Below are 17,174 nucleotides of genomic sequence, written 5' to 3'. Positions count from 1 at the left end.
AATTATGGCTCGTAGAGAGGCTGAGAATCTTCCTGTCGCTGAGTATTCTTACTGAGTGTAAAGCTACCGAACACAATGATCGCCACAACCGCGGCGGCAATGATAAAGAAAATGGAATGATAGCCAAGTTTATCAAATAGCCGCCCAATCGGTAAGGAGAGCAGGATAATCCCCAGCGAGCCTGCAATATTAAAACCGACTAAATAGATAGTTGAGGACAAGCGCTTATCAAAATTCGCAATGCTGAATTTAAAGACAGAAATGACAAACAGCGGAACCTCAATAGCATGCAGCATTTTTATAATAGATATCAAGTAGATATCATTAAATAACGCAGATCCCAATATGCGACATGCCATGATAATGCCGCCGAGAATCAACGCCGATTTAGGCCCAATCCGGTTAATCAGGAAAGGAACCAGCGCCATACCCACCCCTTCGAGTATTACCTGTAGTGAATTAAGGTAACCGTAGACGCGCGATCCCATTTCAGGGTTATCAAACAGCCCGGCATAAAACACAGGGAACATCTGCTGGTCGTAAATGTTATAAAACGACCAGGTACCAACAACGAAAATCACAAAAAACCAGAACTGCTTATCTTTGAAAATGGTCATGAAGTCCTGGGCTGAAATCGCATTCTCCTGCTGTATTTCCCGGTGAGTAACCTGCGCTTTAGATAGCACATTTGTCAGTAAAAAACATATCCCCATTACCGACACGCACCAGAAATTAATGTGCGGGTTAATGCTGAAAAAGATTCCGCCGACAAAGGTGCCCACCGCGTATCCCACGCTTCCCCAAAGTCGCGCCGTGCCAAACTCAAAATTAAACATGCGGCTGAATTTTTCAACAAAGCTTTCCACCAGCCCGCAACCCGCCAGAAAACCTAGGCCAAAAAATATGGCACCTAGGAACATACCCAGCTTAAAGTTAGCAATAAGAAGCGGTTCATAAACATAGATAAGAAATGGACCACTGAGCACTAGGACAATACTCATTAACCAGATCAACGTTTTTTTAATTCCTAGTTTATCCTGAATAATGCCATAGCCAATCATAAATAGCATGCTGAAAAACTGGTTTACCGAATAGAGCAATCCCAGCTCTGTTCCCGTTAGGCCAATTTTTGTTTTTAACCAGATGGCATAAAATGACCACCATAGCGACCAGGCACCGAAGAAAAAAAGCAAATACCCGGAAGCACAGCAATAATTTTTATTACTGAACAACATATTTATCTTCATTTTTTATCCTACTATAAGTACGCCATCACATCTGCGCTCTCTTTTCCGTTATAAAACGCTGGGCGCCTATCCGACGTAAAAATATTCCAGATACCGCCACCCCTGATAAAAGTGATATATAAATAAGGAGATATTATTTTTTTTCTTCCACCTCCAGCGCAGAATGTTCCGCAATAAATGCTATTAACTGTTGCCGATCGGGTATCGCGTTGAGCGCACCTTTCTGTGTCGTCGCTAATGCGCCGCAGGCGCTTGCCTGGGTCATCAGCGTATTTAATTCCGAGACGTGGCGTGGCCATCCTTCGCTAGCTATGTAGTGCAAAAGTCCAGCCATAAACGCATCTCCAGCTCCGGTAGTATCGATACTTTCCACTCGATAGCCGTAAAAATGGAAGACCTGATTTTGCCACAAAACCAGCGCGCCCCGTGCTCCGCAGGTCACCACCTTTAGCCTAGCCGGATAGGCCTCCAAGCAGGTTAATGCCGTTGTAAAATCATCATGCTGGATGAGCCATAACCACTCCTCTTCCGACATTTTCAGGATATCGGCCTGAGATGCTTTTTCCTCAATTTCTTTTCGCATCACAAGCGCATTGCCCCACATTTGCTCACGTAAATTAATGTCGAAGCTGAGCACACCACCGGCATCGCGGATTTTCTGTATTGTATGCTCCAGCGTATTTCGGCATGTTGGTTCCACCAGCGCCAGAGAGCAAAAGTGAAGAATGTCTTTGCCCAATTCAGGCAATAATTCAGCCGTTAAAAATTGATCGGCCGACGCTTTAACTAGGAAATTAAACTGACGTTCCCCTCGCGCATTCAGGGAGACTAAAACCGTACTGGTATGATGTATTTCATCAAACTGAATGTAATCAGTATTAACGCCATTCGCCTGCATGCTCTCGCTGAGGAAATTACCGAAAGTATCTTTCCCGACGCGGCCAATAAATCCGCTGTGTTGCCCTAAACGCGCCACGCCAACAGCGACATTAACCGGCGCACCTCCCACACAGGCTTCAAAATGCATATTATCCAGTGGCAATAAATCCACCACAGCATCGCCCAGTGTCCATATTTTCATTTTCACCTCCCCTTTATTCGCAAGACAGTGGCCATGCGCAGCATTCACGAACGGTGGCGACACCATGCTGGCTGAACAAAGAAAGAGAGCGATGATGATCCTGCGGGTAAATACGGCTGCTCAAAGTATATTCCCCGGCATTGACAAAGACTTCCAGCGATGACTTATCGATAAAAATACGCAGTGTTAATTGTTCCCCTTCAGGGAGCGGCACACTGCGACAGCCACTCAAATTCCATTCAGGAAAATGACGATCTAGAACAATACGCTGCGATTGACTATCAATATAAATTTGCGCACCGTCTCCAAGGCGAAGGCCATACTTTTCCGCCGTACTGCGTGACGTATCCCACGTCAGCACGACCTCCATCGCCTCAGCGTTATCCGCTAACAGGAAAGGCGTGTCTTGGAGTTCTCCTGGCTGCCAGCACAGAGGCTCTCCTCGTAGCGTTTCCATCTCTTTAACGGGTTGCTGCAAAATTTTATTGGAATCTGTCAGCGTCAGTTCTCGTGGTATGGTGAGCATGCCTGCCCAACCATCCGCTTTTTCCGGCATTGCGGACTCCCACATTGCAAGCCAGCCCATAATCACCCGACGCCCGTCCGGCGTGGTAAAACTTTGGGGAGCATAGAAGTCGTGACCGTAATCCAGCTCCTGGAATGGCTGCTCCACAATAAAAGGCTTACCCGCTTTCCAGTGGCCGACGGCGTAACCGCTTTGATAAAGATTACGGTAGCGGTAGCCTTGCGCCTCAAGACCTTGCGGAGAAAACAGCAGAATATGTTTTTCACCGAGCGGAAAAAGATCCGGGCATTCCCACATATATCCGCCACAGATATTCATGCTGGTAATCGTGCTTTCAAATTGCCAGCTACGCAAATCGTCCGAACGGTAAATCTGCACTTCGCCCACGTCCTGCGTTTTTGCGCCCACTACCATGTACCAGTACTCATCTTCGCGCCAGACTTTCGGATCGCGAAAATGGTGTAGGCCCAGCGGCGTATCCAGCACTTGACCTTCCCGGCAGAACGTAACGCCATCAAGGCTGGTTGCCAGACACTGCACCTGATAGAGGTTGTCATCTATCGGCTCGCCCACAAATTTATGCCCGGTGTAGATTAGGCAGAGCTTACCGTCTGATACCACCGCAGAACCGGAAAAGCAGCCATCTTTATCCTCTTCCCCCTCCGGCGCCAGAGCGACAGGCAACGACTCCCAGCGCACCATATCGCGACTACGCGCATGCCCCCAGTGCATTGGCCCCCATTCTGGCGCGTGGGGATAGTGCTGATAAAAAGCATGAAATTGCCCGTTGAACCACGTTAATCCGTTAGGATCGTTCATCCAGCCAACCGGCGGCGCTAAATGATAGGATGGATACCAGCGAGGATTAACATACTTTTGACTTTCTTTAATAAACGCATTTGCTGATTCCCGTAGTTTGCTCATATTCGTCTGCCTACTCATCCAATTAAGGGGATAATGTTATCGCTCTTATGCTGACCACCGTTGTTGCAAAAAAATGATAACGTTAACATTTTAAGAGATCATTAACCCAATCTTCTGCTTGCGATGTTAATCACAAAGGTTAACGTTAACATTCATGTGTTGTTAATGTGCTCTCATTTCTTTAAGATATTTCTCTTTTGCGGATGACTCTTACGGTGGGGTCTTCTTTGGGGTAACACGAGGAGCGATACAACATGGCGTCATTAAAAGATGTGGCGAAGCTGGCAAACGTTTCTATGATGACGGTATCCCGCGCCCTCAATGAACCGGATCGGCTGAAAAAAGAGACCTACGAACGTGTAATGACAGCGGTTAAGAAACTTAACTATGTCTCTGATTTGTCAGCGAGAAAGATCCGTGGTGCAAAATCAACGATGAATACGATTGGGGTTCTCGCGCTTGACACCATGACCACCCCGTTTTCCGTTGAGATTACATTGTCCATTGAGGAAACAGCGCGCGCTCACGGCTGGAGCAGCTTTCTCGTCAATATGTTTAGCAACGACGATCCAGAGCAAATCGTCGATCTGCTGATGGCGCATCGCCCCAACGGCATCATCTACACAACCATGGGTTTACGGCAGGTACCTGTTCCTAAAAAATTACGCTCCCTTCCTTGTGTGCTGGCGAACTGTGAAAGCCTCACCGACAAACTGGCCAGCTATATTCCTGACGATGAAAGCGGGCAGTATGCAGGCGTTAAAGCGTTATTACAGGCGGGATACCGCAACTTACTGTGTATCAACCTTCCCCAGGGATTGGTTGCCAGTCATCGCCGCCGGGCCGGTATCGAGCGCGCATGTCGGGCATTTTCTATCGACCCTGGCAGAGTGATTCATCATTATTTACCGGGAGATGATAGGCACTATCTTGATGCTGCGGATATCGTTAACCACTATCTGGCAGCGGAAAAACCGACATTTGACGCGATTGTGTGCGGTAACGATCGTGTTGCTTTTGTGGTCTACCAGGCGCTGCTAACACAAGGGATAAGAATTCCGCAGGATATCGCCGTACTGGGATATGACAATATGGTCGGGACCGGTGAGCTGTTTATTCCACCATTATCGACGGTACAATTGCCACACTACGAAATAGGTCGCCTGAGCGCGATGCATATCATTAACGGCGAGACGCATCAAAATACGGTTTTTGTTGATAGCCCTTATCTGGCGCGTAAGTCGCTCTGATAGATATCATCCGATAGCCAGCACAGCGAGTCTGGTATTACAAATCAGCCGGATCTACCTGCTTCATAGTTTCCACCGCCATCAACCACTGATATAACGGCTCCAGTTGGCGAAATCCATCGGCCAACTGCTTCTCAAGCTGTGGGTCTCTCTCCAGCACCAATGGCGGTAAATCCTCGACCAGCGCGCGAAACGGCGTGAGTATGCTGCGATCGTAAATGAAACGGTGCTCTTCAAACCACGTCTTATCGTTCTCAATCCGCACCTGTTGAAGGAAATTCAGCCCTTCTTGCGCAAATCCCTGAAAGCATCCCGCCATCTGCTTGCCTCGCTGAGGATTGTCATGACACTTTTCATAACTCTCGCCAATTCCCGCGAAGCGCAACCTGAAATCATGCTCTTTAAAGGTGCCTAGCGTCAGCAAGTATCATGTCTAAAATCAGTGGTAAATTCAGTATTGGCGCTCCTTTTCTGTATAATGTCCCGTGCCATAATAGATGTGGGGGGCTTGTTAACCATCGCGTTAAGCAAGCCAGAACAGACGGTGTCATTGCGCACTTGACAGCGAAAATACAAACTTAATTAGCCATCATTATGATAATCAAACCAAAAATTCGTGGATTCATCTGTACAACGACCCATCCGACTGGCTGCAAAGTCAATGTGGAAAAACAGATCGATTATGTGAAGAAAAACGGGAAAATCGCTAACGGCCCTTCCCGCGTGCTGGTCATCGGTGCTTCCACCGGTTACGGCCTTGCTTCCAGAATTTCCGCCGCGTTTGGCAGCGGTGCCGCCACTATCGGCGTATTCTTCGAAAAACCAGGCACGGACACCAAGCCGGGTTCCGCGGGCTGGTATAACTCTGCCGCCTTCGATGAGGCCGCAAAACGTGAAGGCCTGTATTCCAAAAGCATCAACGGCGACGCGTTCTCCGATGAGTGCCGCGACGAAGTTATCAAACTGATCAAAGAAGACCTAGGTCAGATTGACTTAGTTGTTTACTCGCTGGCCTCCCCAGTGCGTAAAATGCCAAAAACCGGTGAAGTCGTGCGTTCTGCGCTGAAACCAATCGGTGAGGTTTATACCTCTAAAGCGATTGATACCAACAAAGACCAGATCATCACCGCCAGCATTGAACCGGCAACTGAAGAAGAAGTTCAGAACACCGTTACCGTAATGGGCGGCGAAGACTGGGAACTGTGGATGGGTGCGCTGAACGAGGCGGGCGTGCTGGCTGACGGCGTGAAAACCGTGGCCTACTCCTACATCGGTACCGACCTGACCTGGCCAATCTACTGGCACGGCGCGCTGGGCAAAGCGAAAGAAGACCTCGACCGCGCGGCGGGTGAACTGCGTAGCCAGCTGGCTCCGCTTCACGGTTCCGCCAACGTCGCGGTACTGAAGTCCGTTATCACCCAAGCGTCTTCTGCTATTCCGGTGATGCCACTGTACATCTCCATGGTCTTCAAGCTGATGAAAGCACAGGGGATTCACGAAGGTTGCATCGAGCAGATCAACCGTCTGATGACCACCAGCCTGTACGGCGATAAAGTGGCGCTTGATGATAACCAGCGTATCCGCATGGATGACTGGGAACTGCGTGAAGACATTCAGCAGGCCTGTCGCGATCTGTGGCCGCTTATCACCACTGAAAACCTAGCGCAAGAAACCGACTATGCAGGATATAAGCAGGAATTCCTCAACCTGTTCGGTTTTGCCCTCGACGGCGTGGATTACGACGCGGATGTGAACACCGAAGTCGAATTCGACGTGATCACGCTGTAATCGGCTGATACCGTTGCAAAAAGGGTTCATGTTTTCACATGAACCCTTTTTTTATGGCTGCCGCTAGCCCGCTAAGAAGAAGCGGAACGCCGGGTTATTCGTCTCGTCGTGGCAGTCATAGCCCAGTTCGTTGAGGCGGGTTTCAAAGTCCGGCTCATTGTCGCCCAGCTCAAAGGCGGCCAGCACGCGTCCGTAGTCGGTACCGTGGCTACGGTAATGGAACAGCGAAATATTCCAGTGCGTGCCCAGCGTATGCAGAAACTTGAGCAGCGCACCCGGTGATTCCGGGAATTCAAAGCTGTACAGCCGCTCTTTGAGTGGATGAGACGGACGCCCACCCACCATATAGCGCACATGCAGCTTCGCCATTTCGTCGTCGGAAAGATCCACCACGCTGTAACCACCGTCGTTAAGCAGTTGGAGGATTTCCTTGCGCTCTTCCAGACCGCGGCTCAGACGTACGCCGACAAAAATGCAGGCGTCTTTGGCATCGGCAAAGCGATAGTTGAACTCGGTGACCGAACGCCCGCCGAGCAACTGGCAAAACTTCAGGAAGCTGCCCTTTTCTTCGGGAATGGTCACCGCCAGCAGCGCTTCACGCTGTTCTCCCAACTCGCAGCGCTCAGAAACGTAGCGCAGACCGTGGAAGTTGACGTTAGCGCCGGAAAGGACATGAGCCAAGCGTTCGCCGCGAATGTCGTGTTGCGCGATGTATTTCTTCATCCCCGCCAGTGCCAGTGCGCCTGAAGGTTCAGCCACCGCACGAACATCTTCGAACAGATCTTTCATCGCCGCGCAGATAGCGTCGCTATCGACGGTGATAATATCGTCGAGGTATTCCTGGCATAGACGGAAGGTTTCATCGCCAATGCGTTTCACCGCCACGCCTTCGGCAAAGAGGCCGACGCGTGGCAGATCAACCGGATGGCCCGCATCCAGCGCCGCTTTCAGACAGGCGGAATCTTCTGCCTCGACGGCAATCACTTTGATCTGCGGCATCAGTTGCTTTATCAGCACCGCCACGCCCGCCGCCAGACCACCGCCGCCGACCGGCACAAATACGCGGTCGAGGTGCGCGTCCTGCTGGAGAAGCTCCAGCGCCAGCGTGCCCTGCCCGGCAATCACCATCGGGTGATCAAACGGGGGAACCCAGGTGAAACCCTGCTGCTGCGACAGTTCAATCGCTTTCGCTTTGGCTTCATCAAAGTTCGCGCCATGCAGCAAGACTTCACCGCCGAAACCACGAACGGCGTCCACTTTGATATCGGCAGTTGCCGTTGGCATGACAATCAGCGCCTTCACGCCTAAGCGAGAAGCCGAGAACGCCACGCCCTGCGCATGGTTGCCTGCAGAGGCGGTAATCACCCCGTGTGATTTCTGCTCGGCCGTTAAGCCTGCCATCATCGCGTAAGCACCGCGCAGCTTGAAGCTGTGCACCGGCTGGCGGTCTTCACGCTTCACCAGAATCACGTTATCAAGGCGTGAGGACAGCTTGTCCATTTTCTGTAGCGGCGTGACCTGCACCGCTTCGTAGACCGGTGCACGTAGCACCGCTCTTAAATACTCGGCACCCTCAGGAGTGCCGGATAGGGGTTGTGAGTCAGCCATCGTAATTTAGCCCCCCAGTTTGGATTTATCGCGCACCGCGCCCTTGTCAGCGCTGGTTGCCAAGCTCGCATAAGCACGAAGAGCAAATGAAACCTGACGCTCACGATCTTTTGGCGTCCAAGCATTTTCACCGCGCGCTTCCTGTGCCTCACGGCGTGCGGCAATTTCCGCATCGCTCAGCTGCAGCTGGATCCCACGGTTTGGAATATCGATGGCAATCAGATCGCCATCTTCAATGATCGCAATGTTGCCGCCGCTTGCCGCTTCCGGAGAAACGTGGCCGATCGACAGACCCGAAGTCCCGCCGGAGAAACGACCGTCGGTAATCAGTGCACAGGCCTTGCCCAGCCCCATCGATTTCAGGAAGGTGGTTGGGTAGAGCATCTCCTGCATGCCAGGACCGCCTTTTGGCCCTTCATAACGGATAACCACAACGTCGCCCGCCACCACTTTGCCGCCGAGAATGGCTTCAACGGCATCGTCCTGGCTTTCATACACCTTCGCCGGACCAGTGAATTTCAAGATGCTGTCATCCACACCGGCAGTTTTGACGATACAGCCGTTTTCCGCGAAGTTGCCATAAAGCACCGCCAGGCCGCCGTCTTTGCTGTAAGCGTGTTCCAGCGAGCGGATACAGCCTTCGGCACGGTCATCATCCAGCGTATCCCAGCGACAATCCTGTGAGAACGCCTGCGTGGTGCGAATGCCGGCTGGCCCCGCACGGAACATTTTTTTCACCGACTCATCCTGAGTCAGCATGACATCGTAGCGATCCAGCGTTTGTGGAAGCGTCAGCCCCAGCACGTTTTTTACATCGCGGTTCAGCAACTCAGCTCTGTCCAGCTCGCCTAAAATCCCCAGCACGCCGCCCGCACGGTGGACATCTTCCATATGGTATTTCTGGGTACTCGGCGCCACTTTGCACAGCTGCGGCACTTTGCGAGACAGCTTGTCGATATCACTCATGGTGAAGTCGATTTCCGCTTCCTGCGCCGCCGCCAGCAGGTGCAGAACGGTGTTGGTGGAGCCGCCCATGGCGATATCCAGCGTCATGGCGTTCTCGAACGCCTCTTTACAGGCGATGTTACGCGGCAGCGCAGAGGCATCATCCTGCTCATAGTAGCGTTTGGTCAGTTCAACGATACGCTGACCGGCGGTGAGGAACAGCTCTTTACGATCGGCGTGCGTCGCCAGCAGCGAGCCGTTGCCCGGCTGTGACAGACCCAGCGCTTCGGTCAGGCAGTTCATCGAGTTGGCGGTAAACATGCCGGAGCAGGAGCCGCAGGTCGGACAGGCGGAACGCTCAATCTGATCGCTCTGCGAGTCAGACACTTTCGGGTCCGCGCCCTGAATCATGGCATCAACCAGATCGAGCTTGATGATTTTGTCAGACAGCTTAGTTTTCCCGGCTTCCATTGGGCCGCCGGAAACAAAAATCACTGGAATGTTCAGGCGCAGAGAGGCCATTAACATCCCCGGGGTGATTTTGTCGCAGTTAGAGATACAGACCATGGCGTCGGCGCAGTGGGCGTTCACCATGTATTCGACAGAGTCGGCAATCAGTTCGCGGGACGGCAGGGAATAGAGCATGCCTCCGTGGCCCATCGCGATGCCGTCATCCACCGCAATGGTGTTGAACTCTTTAGCTACGCCGCCGGAGGCTTCAATCTGCTCGGCAACCAGTTTACCCAGGTCGCGCAGGTGAACGTGGCCCGGCACGAACTGGGTAAACGAGTTTACGACGGCGATAATTGGTTTGCCGAAGTCGTCGTCGGTCATTCCGGTGGCGCGCCACAGTGCGCGAGCGCCCGCCATATTGCGGCCGTGAGTGGTGGTGGCGGAACGGTATTTAGGCATGCTTTGTACTCCCAGTATCTGTCTCGTTAATGGGACGGTGCGTGCCGTCCCATTACTATCTTATGAATTAACTTGATCCAACCAGCCCCATTTATCTTCGGTTTCACCGGTAAAGAGACCAAAGAATGCTTGCTGAATACGTTTGGTGACTGGGCCACAGCGGCCTTCGCCCACCTGAATACCATCGACGCTGCGTACCGGCGTGATTTCGGCAGCGGTGCCGGACATAAAGACTTCATCAGCAAGGTACAGGGATTCGCGAGACAGCACCTGCTCACGGACTTCAATACCAATCTCTTTCGCCAGCTTGATAATCGCATCGCGGGTAATACCCGGCAGGGCCGATGAGGTGAACGGTGGCGTAAACAGAATACCGTCTTTCACTTCGAATAGGTTTTCACCCGCGCCTTCAGACAGATAGCCGTTCACATCCAACGCAATCCCTTCCTGATAACCATGGCGGCGTGCTTCACTGCCAACGAGCAGTGAGGAGAGGTAGTTGCCACCCGCTTTTGCGGCGGTTGGAATGGTGTTTGGCGCGGCACGGTTCCAAGAAGAGACCATCGCATCGATCCCTTGATCCAGCGCTTCAGCGCCCAGATAGGCACCCCACGGGAACGCCGCGATGATCACGTCAGTGGTGTAGCCGTCAGGTGGGTTAACGCCCATACCTACGTCACCTACGAATACCAGCGGGCGGATATAGGCGCTGGTCAGGTTATTTTTACGCAGCACTGCGCGACAGGCTTCCATAAGCTCATCAACGCTCTGAGAAACAGGGAAACGGTAGATTTTGGCGGAATCACGCAGGCGCTGCATGTGCTCACGGTGGCGGAAAACAACAGGGCCTTTGTGGGAGTCGTAGCAACGGATGCCCTCGAATACGGAGGTACCGTAATGCAGCGCGTGGGACATCACGTGTACCTTCGCGTCTTCCCAACGTACCATCTCACCGTTGAACCAGATGTAATCCGCTTTTTTCGTCGTCATTTCTCTTCCTATTGCGCTCAGGCGCGAATCTGTTGTTGTGATGTGCTTGTACACTGCTGAACGGCAACCGAAGCCACGTCCACCAGTTTATTTAATTGACTAAACAGTAAGTCGACTGACCGCAGGCTGGCAACGGTCAACTCGATATTTATATTCCGTGCATCGCTGGCCGTTTCCATATTCATCGCGCAAATCTGAAAGCCACGATGGCGAACCACGCGTAACACACGTTCTAAGGTTTCCGGGTTGAAGCGGGCCTGCACGTTGAGCTGATGTTGCATCATGATAATTTCTCCAGCATTTGTGAGTTGCTGGCGCCAGGCGGCACCAGTGGCCAGACATTCTCAAGTTCGTCGATTGAGACATGAAGCAGATAAGGCCCTTCGCTATTCAGCATGGCGTCGAGCGCTGCTTCAACCTGGTCTTTACGGGTGATGTGCTGGCCGGGGATGCCGAAGGCGCTGGCCAGCATGAGGAAATCGGGGTTATCGGTCAGAGTCGTTTCGCTATAGCGTTCTTGGAAGAACAGTTGCTGCCACTGCCGAACCATCCCTAACCGCTGGTTGTCGAGTAATACAATCTTCAACGGCAGCTGCTTGCGTTTTACGGTGCCCAACTCCTGTACATTCATCATGAAGGAGCCGTCACCGGAGATACAGATAACCGTATCTTCCGGACGCGCCACTTGGGCACCTACCGCTGCCGGCAGCCCAAAGCCCATGGTGCCCAAGCCGCTGGAGGTGATGAAATTCTCCGGGCGAGTGTAGGTCATGTGCTGGGCCGACCACATTTGATGCTGACCAACGTCGGTGGTGACTACGCTATCGGCAGGTTTTTTGTCGGACAGTTGTTTGAGCAACAGCGGGGCGTAGATGGCTTCACCCGGATGATCATAGCGCCATACATGCTCAGCGCGCATGGCGGCGGTATGCTCACGCCAAGCGTCAATCGCCAGCGGCTGCTGCAATGCAGGCAGCAACGCATTCAAATCGCCCTGAAGCGCGACATGTACCTCGCGCAGCTTGTTCATCTCCGCCGGGTCGATATCCATGTGAATAACTTTGGCATGTGGTGCGAAGGTATTGAGTTTTCCGGTGACACGGTCGTCGAAGCGTGCTCCAACGGCGATCAGCAGATCGCACTCCTGCACCGCCAAGTTCGCCGCTTTGGTGCCGTGCATACCCAACATGCCGAGGTAATACGGATAATCTGCCGGAACCGCACCCAGACCTTTTAACGTGCAGGTAGCCGGAACATTCGTCACCGCCATAAACTCACGCAGCGCGGTCACCGCCTGTGCCATCCCTACGCCACCGCCCACATACAGCATCGGCTTGTGCGCCTGCGCCAACATTTGCTGAGCCTGCGCCATATCGTCATGAGGGAAAACATCATCGCCTTCAACGGTGGAGAAGTAAGGCTCTAAGTCACCTTGTGCAATCTGAATGTCTTTCGGGATATCAACCAGTACCGGGCCAGGACGGCCTGAGTTTGCCACCTGGAACGCTTCTGCCATTACGCGCGGCAACTCTTCCAAGGATTGCACCAGAAAACTGTGTTTGGTGCAGGCCAGTGACAAACCGAGAACGTCCACTTCCTGGAAGGCATCCGTCCCGATAAGTGGTGCGGCAACTTGGCCAGTGATGGCGACAACGGGAACAGAATCGAGCAGCGCGTCCGCCAAACCGGTGATCAAGTTGGTTGCCCCCGGACCAGAGGTCGCAATGCACACGCCTGTTTTACCGGTGGCACGGGCATAGCCGATAGCCGCCATTGCCGCGCCCTGCTCGTGCCGACACAGCAGATGCTCTACGCCGCCATCATACAGAGCGTCGTAAACCGGCATAATGGCACCACCTGGATAGCCAAATACCATTTCAACTCCCTGCGCTCGCAACGCATGTACCACCCACCGTGCGCCATTCATAGTTAGTTCCCCGCCGTAGATCGTGAGAAACAGAATTTTATGCTAGTAATCATTTTCTGCTCCTCGCTATTGTTTTTAAGTCATAAAAAAACCCCCGGACCTTTCGGTGCGGGGGTCTTAGTTCGTTAAGGCTTGATTTCTAAGCCTTTCCTCGTCCAAGTGCAGCCCCGCACGGTGGGATAATAATCACCACCACGCTAATCACGACTAGGCTAATCACTCGTAGAAGGGCTTTCATTTTTGTTTATTCTGGCATCTTGTTCGAAGGAATACCTACAGAGTTACCACAGACATCACAAATCGCACAAGTTTTTTCTCCGTCACAATTACTTATCATGCTAAGAAAATTGTTAAAACAATTTGTTTTATATAGGAAAATCTTAGAATGAAAATATTTCAACTTTTCATCGTTCGGTGCAAAAAACGGTGAAGGTGGCGAAGGAAGACGCAAAAAATTGCGATCGCTGTCCCTGCAATTATGCAATGCGGCGAAAAACACTAAAAAAACGTGAATGCGCGGCGTAAATACGTAAAAAATCGCGTTAATGCAACAATCAAGCTATGCATAATACCGCCATTCAGGGAGGAGTTATGTCGCTATCCGTTGTCTACACGCGCGCCGCGCTGGGGGTCAATGCCCCACTCATTACCATCGAAGTTCATATTAGCCAGGGCCTTCCCGGCCTGGTCATGGTGGGTTTGCCGGAGACCACCGTCAAAGAGTCGAGGGACCGTGTACGCAGTGCCATCATCAATAGTGGATACACCTATCCCGCCAAAAAAATCACTATCAATCTCGCACCAGCCGACCTCCCTAAAGAGGGCGGGAGATATGATTTACCTATTGCTATTGCGCTCCTAGTGGCTTCTGAGCAACTTAATGGCCATAAACTGGGTCAATATGAGTTTGTGGGAGAATTGGCGCTCACGGGCGCGCTACGCGGTATTCCTGGGGCTCTTTCGGCAGCGATGGAGGCCATAAGCGCTGGACGGAAAATAGTGCTCGCCGAAGAGAACGCGTCGTTGGTTGGGCTACTGGGTGGTAGTGATTGCCTAATCGCCAGCCATCTTCTTGAGGTCTGCGCCTTTCTGGAAGATAAGAAGACGCTGCGCCTACCGCCACCCGAAGCTGCGCCAATCGTGGAGAATGTTGAGGATCTCAGCGACGTTATCGGGCAACAGCAGGGCAAACGGGCCTTAGAGATAACCGCCGCGGGAGGCCATAATCTGCTGCTGATAGGCCCCCCCGGCACCGGAAAAACGATGCTCGCCAGCCGTTTGCGCGGTTTACTGCCGCCGCTGAGCGACAGTGAAGCGCTCGAGAGTGCAGCAATCATCAGTCTGGAGAATACCTGCAATGTACGTTCCCGGTGGCGCAGTCGTCCTTTCCGCGCCCCGCACCACAGCGCCTCATTGGCGGCCATGGTCGGTGGAGGGTCAATACCGGCTCCCGGAGAGATCTCGCTTGCCCATAACGGTATCTTGTTTCTGGACGAGCTTCCGGAGTTTGAACGGCGGGTGCTGGATGCGTTACGAGAGCCCATTGAATCAGGCAAGATTCACATTTCCCGCACACGGGCCAAAATTACCTATCCTGCCCGCTTCCAACTCGTTGCTGCTATGAATCCAAGCCCTACTGGGCATTATGAGGGCCAACACAATCGCTGTACGCCAGAGCAGACATTACGCTACTTAAATCGTTTATCGGGACCCTTCCTCGACCGCTTCGATCTATCGCTGGAGATCCCGCTGCCGCCGCCGGGACTGCTTAGCCAACCGGCCCAGCCCGGAGAGAGCAGTTTGACCGTACAGAATAGGGTAATAGCTTCTCAGCGTTGCCAATATAACCGGCAGGATAAACTCAACGCTCACTTGAGCAGCCGAGAGATAAAACAGCACTGCGCGCTAAGTCATGATGATGCTCTCTGGCTCGAGCAAACTTTAATGCGGTTGGGGCTTTCAATTCGGGCCTGGCAGCGCTTGTTAAAGGTCTCACGTACGCTGGCAGATATGGAGGACGTTGGGTCTATTGAGCGGCGTCACTTGCAGGAGGCGCTAAGCTATCGTGGCATTGACAGAATGCTGCTGCATCTACAAACCTTACTGCAATAAAAAAGGGGCCTAAGCCCCTTTTTTATTAATCGTCGCTGTCGGTGTAATCTTCAGCGCCTTCTACCTGCGGCTTACCGCCGGACAGGGTATGGAAACGTTTCGGACGCTTAATGCGCGTCACATACTTATGCCATACGCGTTCGGCTTCGGTCGCCGGCTCACGTTCACCACGGCATACCGCGAGGAACTGCTGCTCCTCTTCGGTTGCAGGTTCACGTTTACCGAGATCGAGTTCGTTATAGGCAAAGCCGTAACGCTCCAGCAACTGAGCCTCTTTGATGGTGAAATCACCATGACGAGAGAACCCGCGCGGATAATTTTTATTATCGAAAAAACGATTAGTCGTCGTAAAGCTTTCCGCCATCCTACACGCTCCTAATTCTTTGGCCGAGCTATTTATGGCGCGGAGTATTAGATACGCTTGACAGAGTGTAAAACAAAAGATTTAAATCATTACGACAAAAAATTTTGCGGAGAAAGCTGTGGATACCGAATTGCTGAAAACTTTCCTCGAAGTGAGCAGAACTCGCCACTTCGGGCGAGCCGCGGAAGCGCTCTATCTAACACAATCGGCGGTAAGCTTTCGTATACGCCAGTTAGAAAATCAGCTTGGGGTAAACCTGTTCACCCGCCACCGTAATAACATCCGGCTGACTGCAGCGGGGGATAAACTTCTTCCCTATGCCGAAATGCTCATGAGCACATGGCAGGCTGCGCGCAAAGAGGTGGCAAACACCTCGCGACACAACGAATTTTCTATTGGTGCAAGCGCTTCGCTGTGGGAATGCATGCTCAATGAATGGCTGGCTAGGCTTTACAAAGCCGATGATACGTTGCAGTTCGAAGCGCGGATCGCTCAGCGACAATCGTTGGTCAAACAGCTGCATGAGCGCCAGCTCGACCTGCTGATCACCACAGAAACGCCAAAAATGGATGAGTTCAGCAGCCAACTGCTCGGGAATTTCTCTCTCGATCTATACTGTGCAGCGCCCATGGCGGTTAAATCTGAGCTCAATTATCTTCGTCTGGAATGGGGCGCTGATTTTCAGCAGCATGAGACTGGGCTTATCTCGGGTGATGACATCCCGCTTTTAACCACCAGTTCGGCCGGTTTAGCCTGTCGTCAGCTTCTGCCGTTAAAAGGCTGTACCTGGTTGCCAACAGCTTGGGCGCAAGAGCAAGGTGGACTCTACCAAGTCGCTGACGGATCAACGATTTTACGCCCTTTATACGCTATTTGGCTGCAAAATAGCGACAAACAGGCGCAGATCCGCGATATATTGAAAAGTGACGTTTTCGAATAATAGAAGGGTTCGATGGCCCAAGGCCAGTAGATATGTAGGCCGGATAAGGCAAAGCCGCCATCCGGCAATCTGCACCGAGCGTACCTGATGGCGCTGCGCTTATCAGGCCTAGAGAAAACCATGGTCTTTAAGTCGGCGTCGGATTTTAGGCAAAAAAAAATCCTTTGCCGAAGCAAAGGATTATATATGGCAGGGGCGGAGAGACTCGAACTCGCGACACCCGGTTTTGGAGACCGGTGCTCTACCAACTGAGCTACGCCCCTAAATACTGCTTAATTTTTCTTATCATTAAGCCTGCTAATTTAGCAGGCTTAATTTTGAATAAGTGGCGGAACGGACGGGACTCGAACCCGCGACCCCCTGCGTGACAGGCAGGTATTCTAACCGACTGAACTACCGCTCCACCGAATTTCTTTGTCACTACCCGGATTTTCATCCCGGTTTACTGCAATTTGATGCCTGGCAGTTCCCTACTCTCGCATGGGGAGACCCCACACTACCATCGGCGCTACGGCGTTTCACTTCTGAGTTCGGCATGGGGTCAGGTGGGACCACCGCGC

14 protein-coding genes, 2 tRNA genes, 1 rRNA gene and 1 pseudogene are annotated in these 17,174 nt (G+C 52.2%); 4 read left to right on the top strand and 14 right to left on the bottom strand.

Going from position 1 to position 17,174, the window contains the following annotated elements:
• Nucleotides 1-2: 2 nt before the first annotated feature.
• The 3 genes from AB4K05_RS23015 to AB4K05_RS23005 all read right to left on the bottom strand — a co-directional run bounded on the left by AB4K05_RS23015 (nucleotide 3) and on the right by AB4K05_RS23005 (nucleotide 3,778).
• Nucleotides 3-1,247 (bottom strand): oligosaccharide MFS transporter, encoded by a 1,245-nt coding sequence (locus tag AB4K05_RS23015; protein WP_368482024.1) that lies wholly within the window; start codon nucleotides 1,245-1,247, stop codon nucleotides 3-5.
• Nucleotides 1,248-1,380: 133 nt separating this feature from the next.
• The gene (locus AB4K05_RS23010) at nucleotides 1,381-2,328 is read right to left on the bottom strand and encodes an aminoimidazole riboside kinase (RefSeq protein WP_368482023.1); all 948 of its coding nucleotides are present in this window, start codon (nucleotides 2,326-2,328) and stop codon (nucleotides 1,381-1,383) included.
• A 13-nt stretch (nucleotides 2,329-2,341) separates the two neighbouring features.
• Complete coding sequence (locus AB4K05_RS23005; RefSeq protein ID WP_368482022.1) at nucleotides 2,342-3,778, bottom strand: glycoside hydrolase family 32 protein; 1,437 nt, start codon at nucleotides 3,776-3,778, stop codon at nucleotides 2,342-2,344.
• 254 nt (nucleotides 3,779-4,032) lie between these two features.
• Between AB4K05_RS23005 and AB4K05_RS23000 the strand changes: the two genes are divergently transcribed.
• Nucleotides 4,033-5,028 (top strand): LacI family DNA-binding transcriptional regulator, encoded by a 996-nt coding sequence (locus AB4K05_RS23000; RefSeq protein ID WP_368482021.1) that lies wholly within the window; start codon nucleotides 4,033-4,035, stop codon nucleotides 5,026-5,028.
• 115 nt (nucleotides 5,029-5,143) lie between these two features.
• Here AB4K05_RS23000 and AB4K05_RS22995 read toward each other — a convergent pair.
• A pseudogene (locus AB4K05_RS22995) lies at nucleotides 5,144-5,347 on the bottom strand (DUF2461 family protein); the annotation flags it as partial.
• Between the two features lie 275 nt (nucleotides 5,348-5,622).
• Between AB4K05_RS22995 and fabV the strand changes: the two are divergent.
• Nucleotides 5,623-6,816, top strand: coding sequence for an enoyl-ACP reductase FabV (gene fabV, locus AB4K05_RS22990; protein ID WP_368482020.1), 1,194 nt, complete (start codon nucleotides 5,623-5,625; stop codon nucleotides 6,814-6,816).
• A 63-nt stretch (nucleotides 6,817-6,879) separates the two neighbouring features.
• On the opposite strand, the gene ilvA is transcribed toward fabV, so the two are convergent.
• From ilvA to ilvL, 6 genes are all read right to left on the bottom strand, one after another.
• Nucleotides 6,880-8,424 (bottom strand): threonine ammonia-lyase, biosynthetic, encoded by a 1,545-nt coding sequence (gene ilvA, locus AB4K05_RS22985; RefSeq protein ID WP_368482019.1) that lies wholly within the window; start codon nucleotides 8,422-8,424, stop codon nucleotides 6,880-6,882.
• 6 nt (nucleotides 8,425-8,430) lie between these two features.
• Entirely contained in the window at nucleotides 8,431-10,281 is a 1,851-nt protein-coding gene (ilvD, locus tag AB4K05_RS22980; RefSeq protein WP_368482018.1) for a dihydroxy-acid dehydratase, read from the bottom strand.
• A gap of 60 nt (nucleotides 10,282-10,341) precedes the next feature.
• Nucleotides 10,342-11,271, bottom strand: coding sequence for a branched-chain amino acid transaminase (locus AB4K05_RS22975; protein WP_368482017.1), 930 nt, complete (start codon nucleotides 11,269-11,271; stop codon nucleotides 10,342-10,344).
• Nucleotides 11,272-11,288: 17 nt separating this feature from the next.
• Nucleotides 11,289-11,555 (bottom strand): acetolactate synthase 2 small subunit, encoded by a 267-nt coding sequence (gene ilvM, locus AB4K05_RS22970; protein WP_368482016.1) that lies wholly within the window; start codon nucleotides 11,553-11,555, stop codon nucleotides 11,289-11,291.
• Nucleotides 11,552-13,198, bottom strand: coding sequence for an acetolactate synthase 2 catalytic subunit (gene ilvG, locus AB4K05_RS22965; RefSeq protein WP_368482015.1), 1,647 nt, complete (start codon nucleotides 13,196-13,198; stop codon nucleotides 11,552-11,554). The genes ilvM and ilvG overlap by 4 nt, the downstream gene beginning before the upstream one ends.
• 139 nt (nucleotides 13,199-13,337) lie before the next feature.
• Nucleotides 13,338-13,436 (bottom strand): ilv operon leader peptide, encoded by a 99-nt coding sequence (gene ilvL / locus AB4K05_RS22960; RefSeq protein WP_015966468.1) that lies wholly within the window; start codon nucleotides 13,434-13,436, stop codon nucleotides 13,338-13,340.
• Between the two features lie 353 nt (nucleotides 13,437-13,789).
• Between ilvL and AB4K05_RS22955 the strand changes: the two genes are divergently transcribed.
• On the top strand, nucleotides 13,790-15,310 hold the full coding sequence (locus tag AB4K05_RS22955; RefSeq protein ID WP_368482014.1) for a YifB family Mg chelatase-like AAA ATPase: 1,521 nt from the start codon (nucleotides 13,790-13,792) through the stop codon (nucleotides 15,308-15,310).
• 25 nt (nucleotides 15,311-15,335) lie between these two features.
• Here AB4K05_RS22955 and AB4K05_RS22950 read toward each other — a convergent pair whose 3' ends face one another.
• Complete coding sequence (locus AB4K05_RS22950; protein WP_368482013.1) at nucleotides 15,336-15,674, bottom strand: DUF413 domain-containing protein; 339 nt, start codon at nucleotides 15,672-15,674, stop codon at nucleotides 15,336-15,338.
• Nucleotides 15,675-15,792: 118 nt separating this feature from the next.
• On the opposite strand from AB4K05_RS22950, the gene hdfR reads away from it, so the two are divergent.
• The gene (gene hdfR, locus AB4K05_RS22945) at nucleotides 15,793-16,614 is read left to right on the top strand and encodes an HTH-type transcriptional regulator HdfR (protein ID WP_368482012.1); all 822 of its coding nucleotides are present in this window, start codon (nucleotides 15,793-15,795) and stop codon (nucleotides 16,612-16,614) included.
• Between the two features lie 187 nt (nucleotides 16,615-16,801).
• Here hdfR and AB4K05_RS22940 read toward each other — a convergent pair.
• From AB4K05_RS22940 to rrf, 3 genes are all read right to left on the bottom strand, one after another.
• Nucleotides 16,802-16,877, bottom strand: a tRNA-Trp gene (locus AB4K05_RS22940).
• Between the two features lie 63 nt (nucleotides 16,878-16,940).
• Nucleotides 16,941-17,017 (bottom strand) — tRNA-Asp (locus AB4K05_RS22935).
• Nucleotides 17,018-17,071: 54 nt separating this feature from the next.
• Nucleotides 17,072-17,174 (bottom strand): 5S ribosomal RNA (gene rrf, locus AB4K05_RS22930); the annotation flags it as partial.

This window comes from Kluyvera sp. STS39-E, assembly GCF_040932435.1.
Classification (GTDB): domain Bacteria; phylum Pseudomonadota; class Gammaproteobacteria; order Enterobacterales; family Enterobacteriaceae; genus Kluyvera.
The sequence above is the reverse complement of the archived record's forward strand: the minus strand, read 5'-3'. Positions and strand labels throughout refer to the sequence as shown.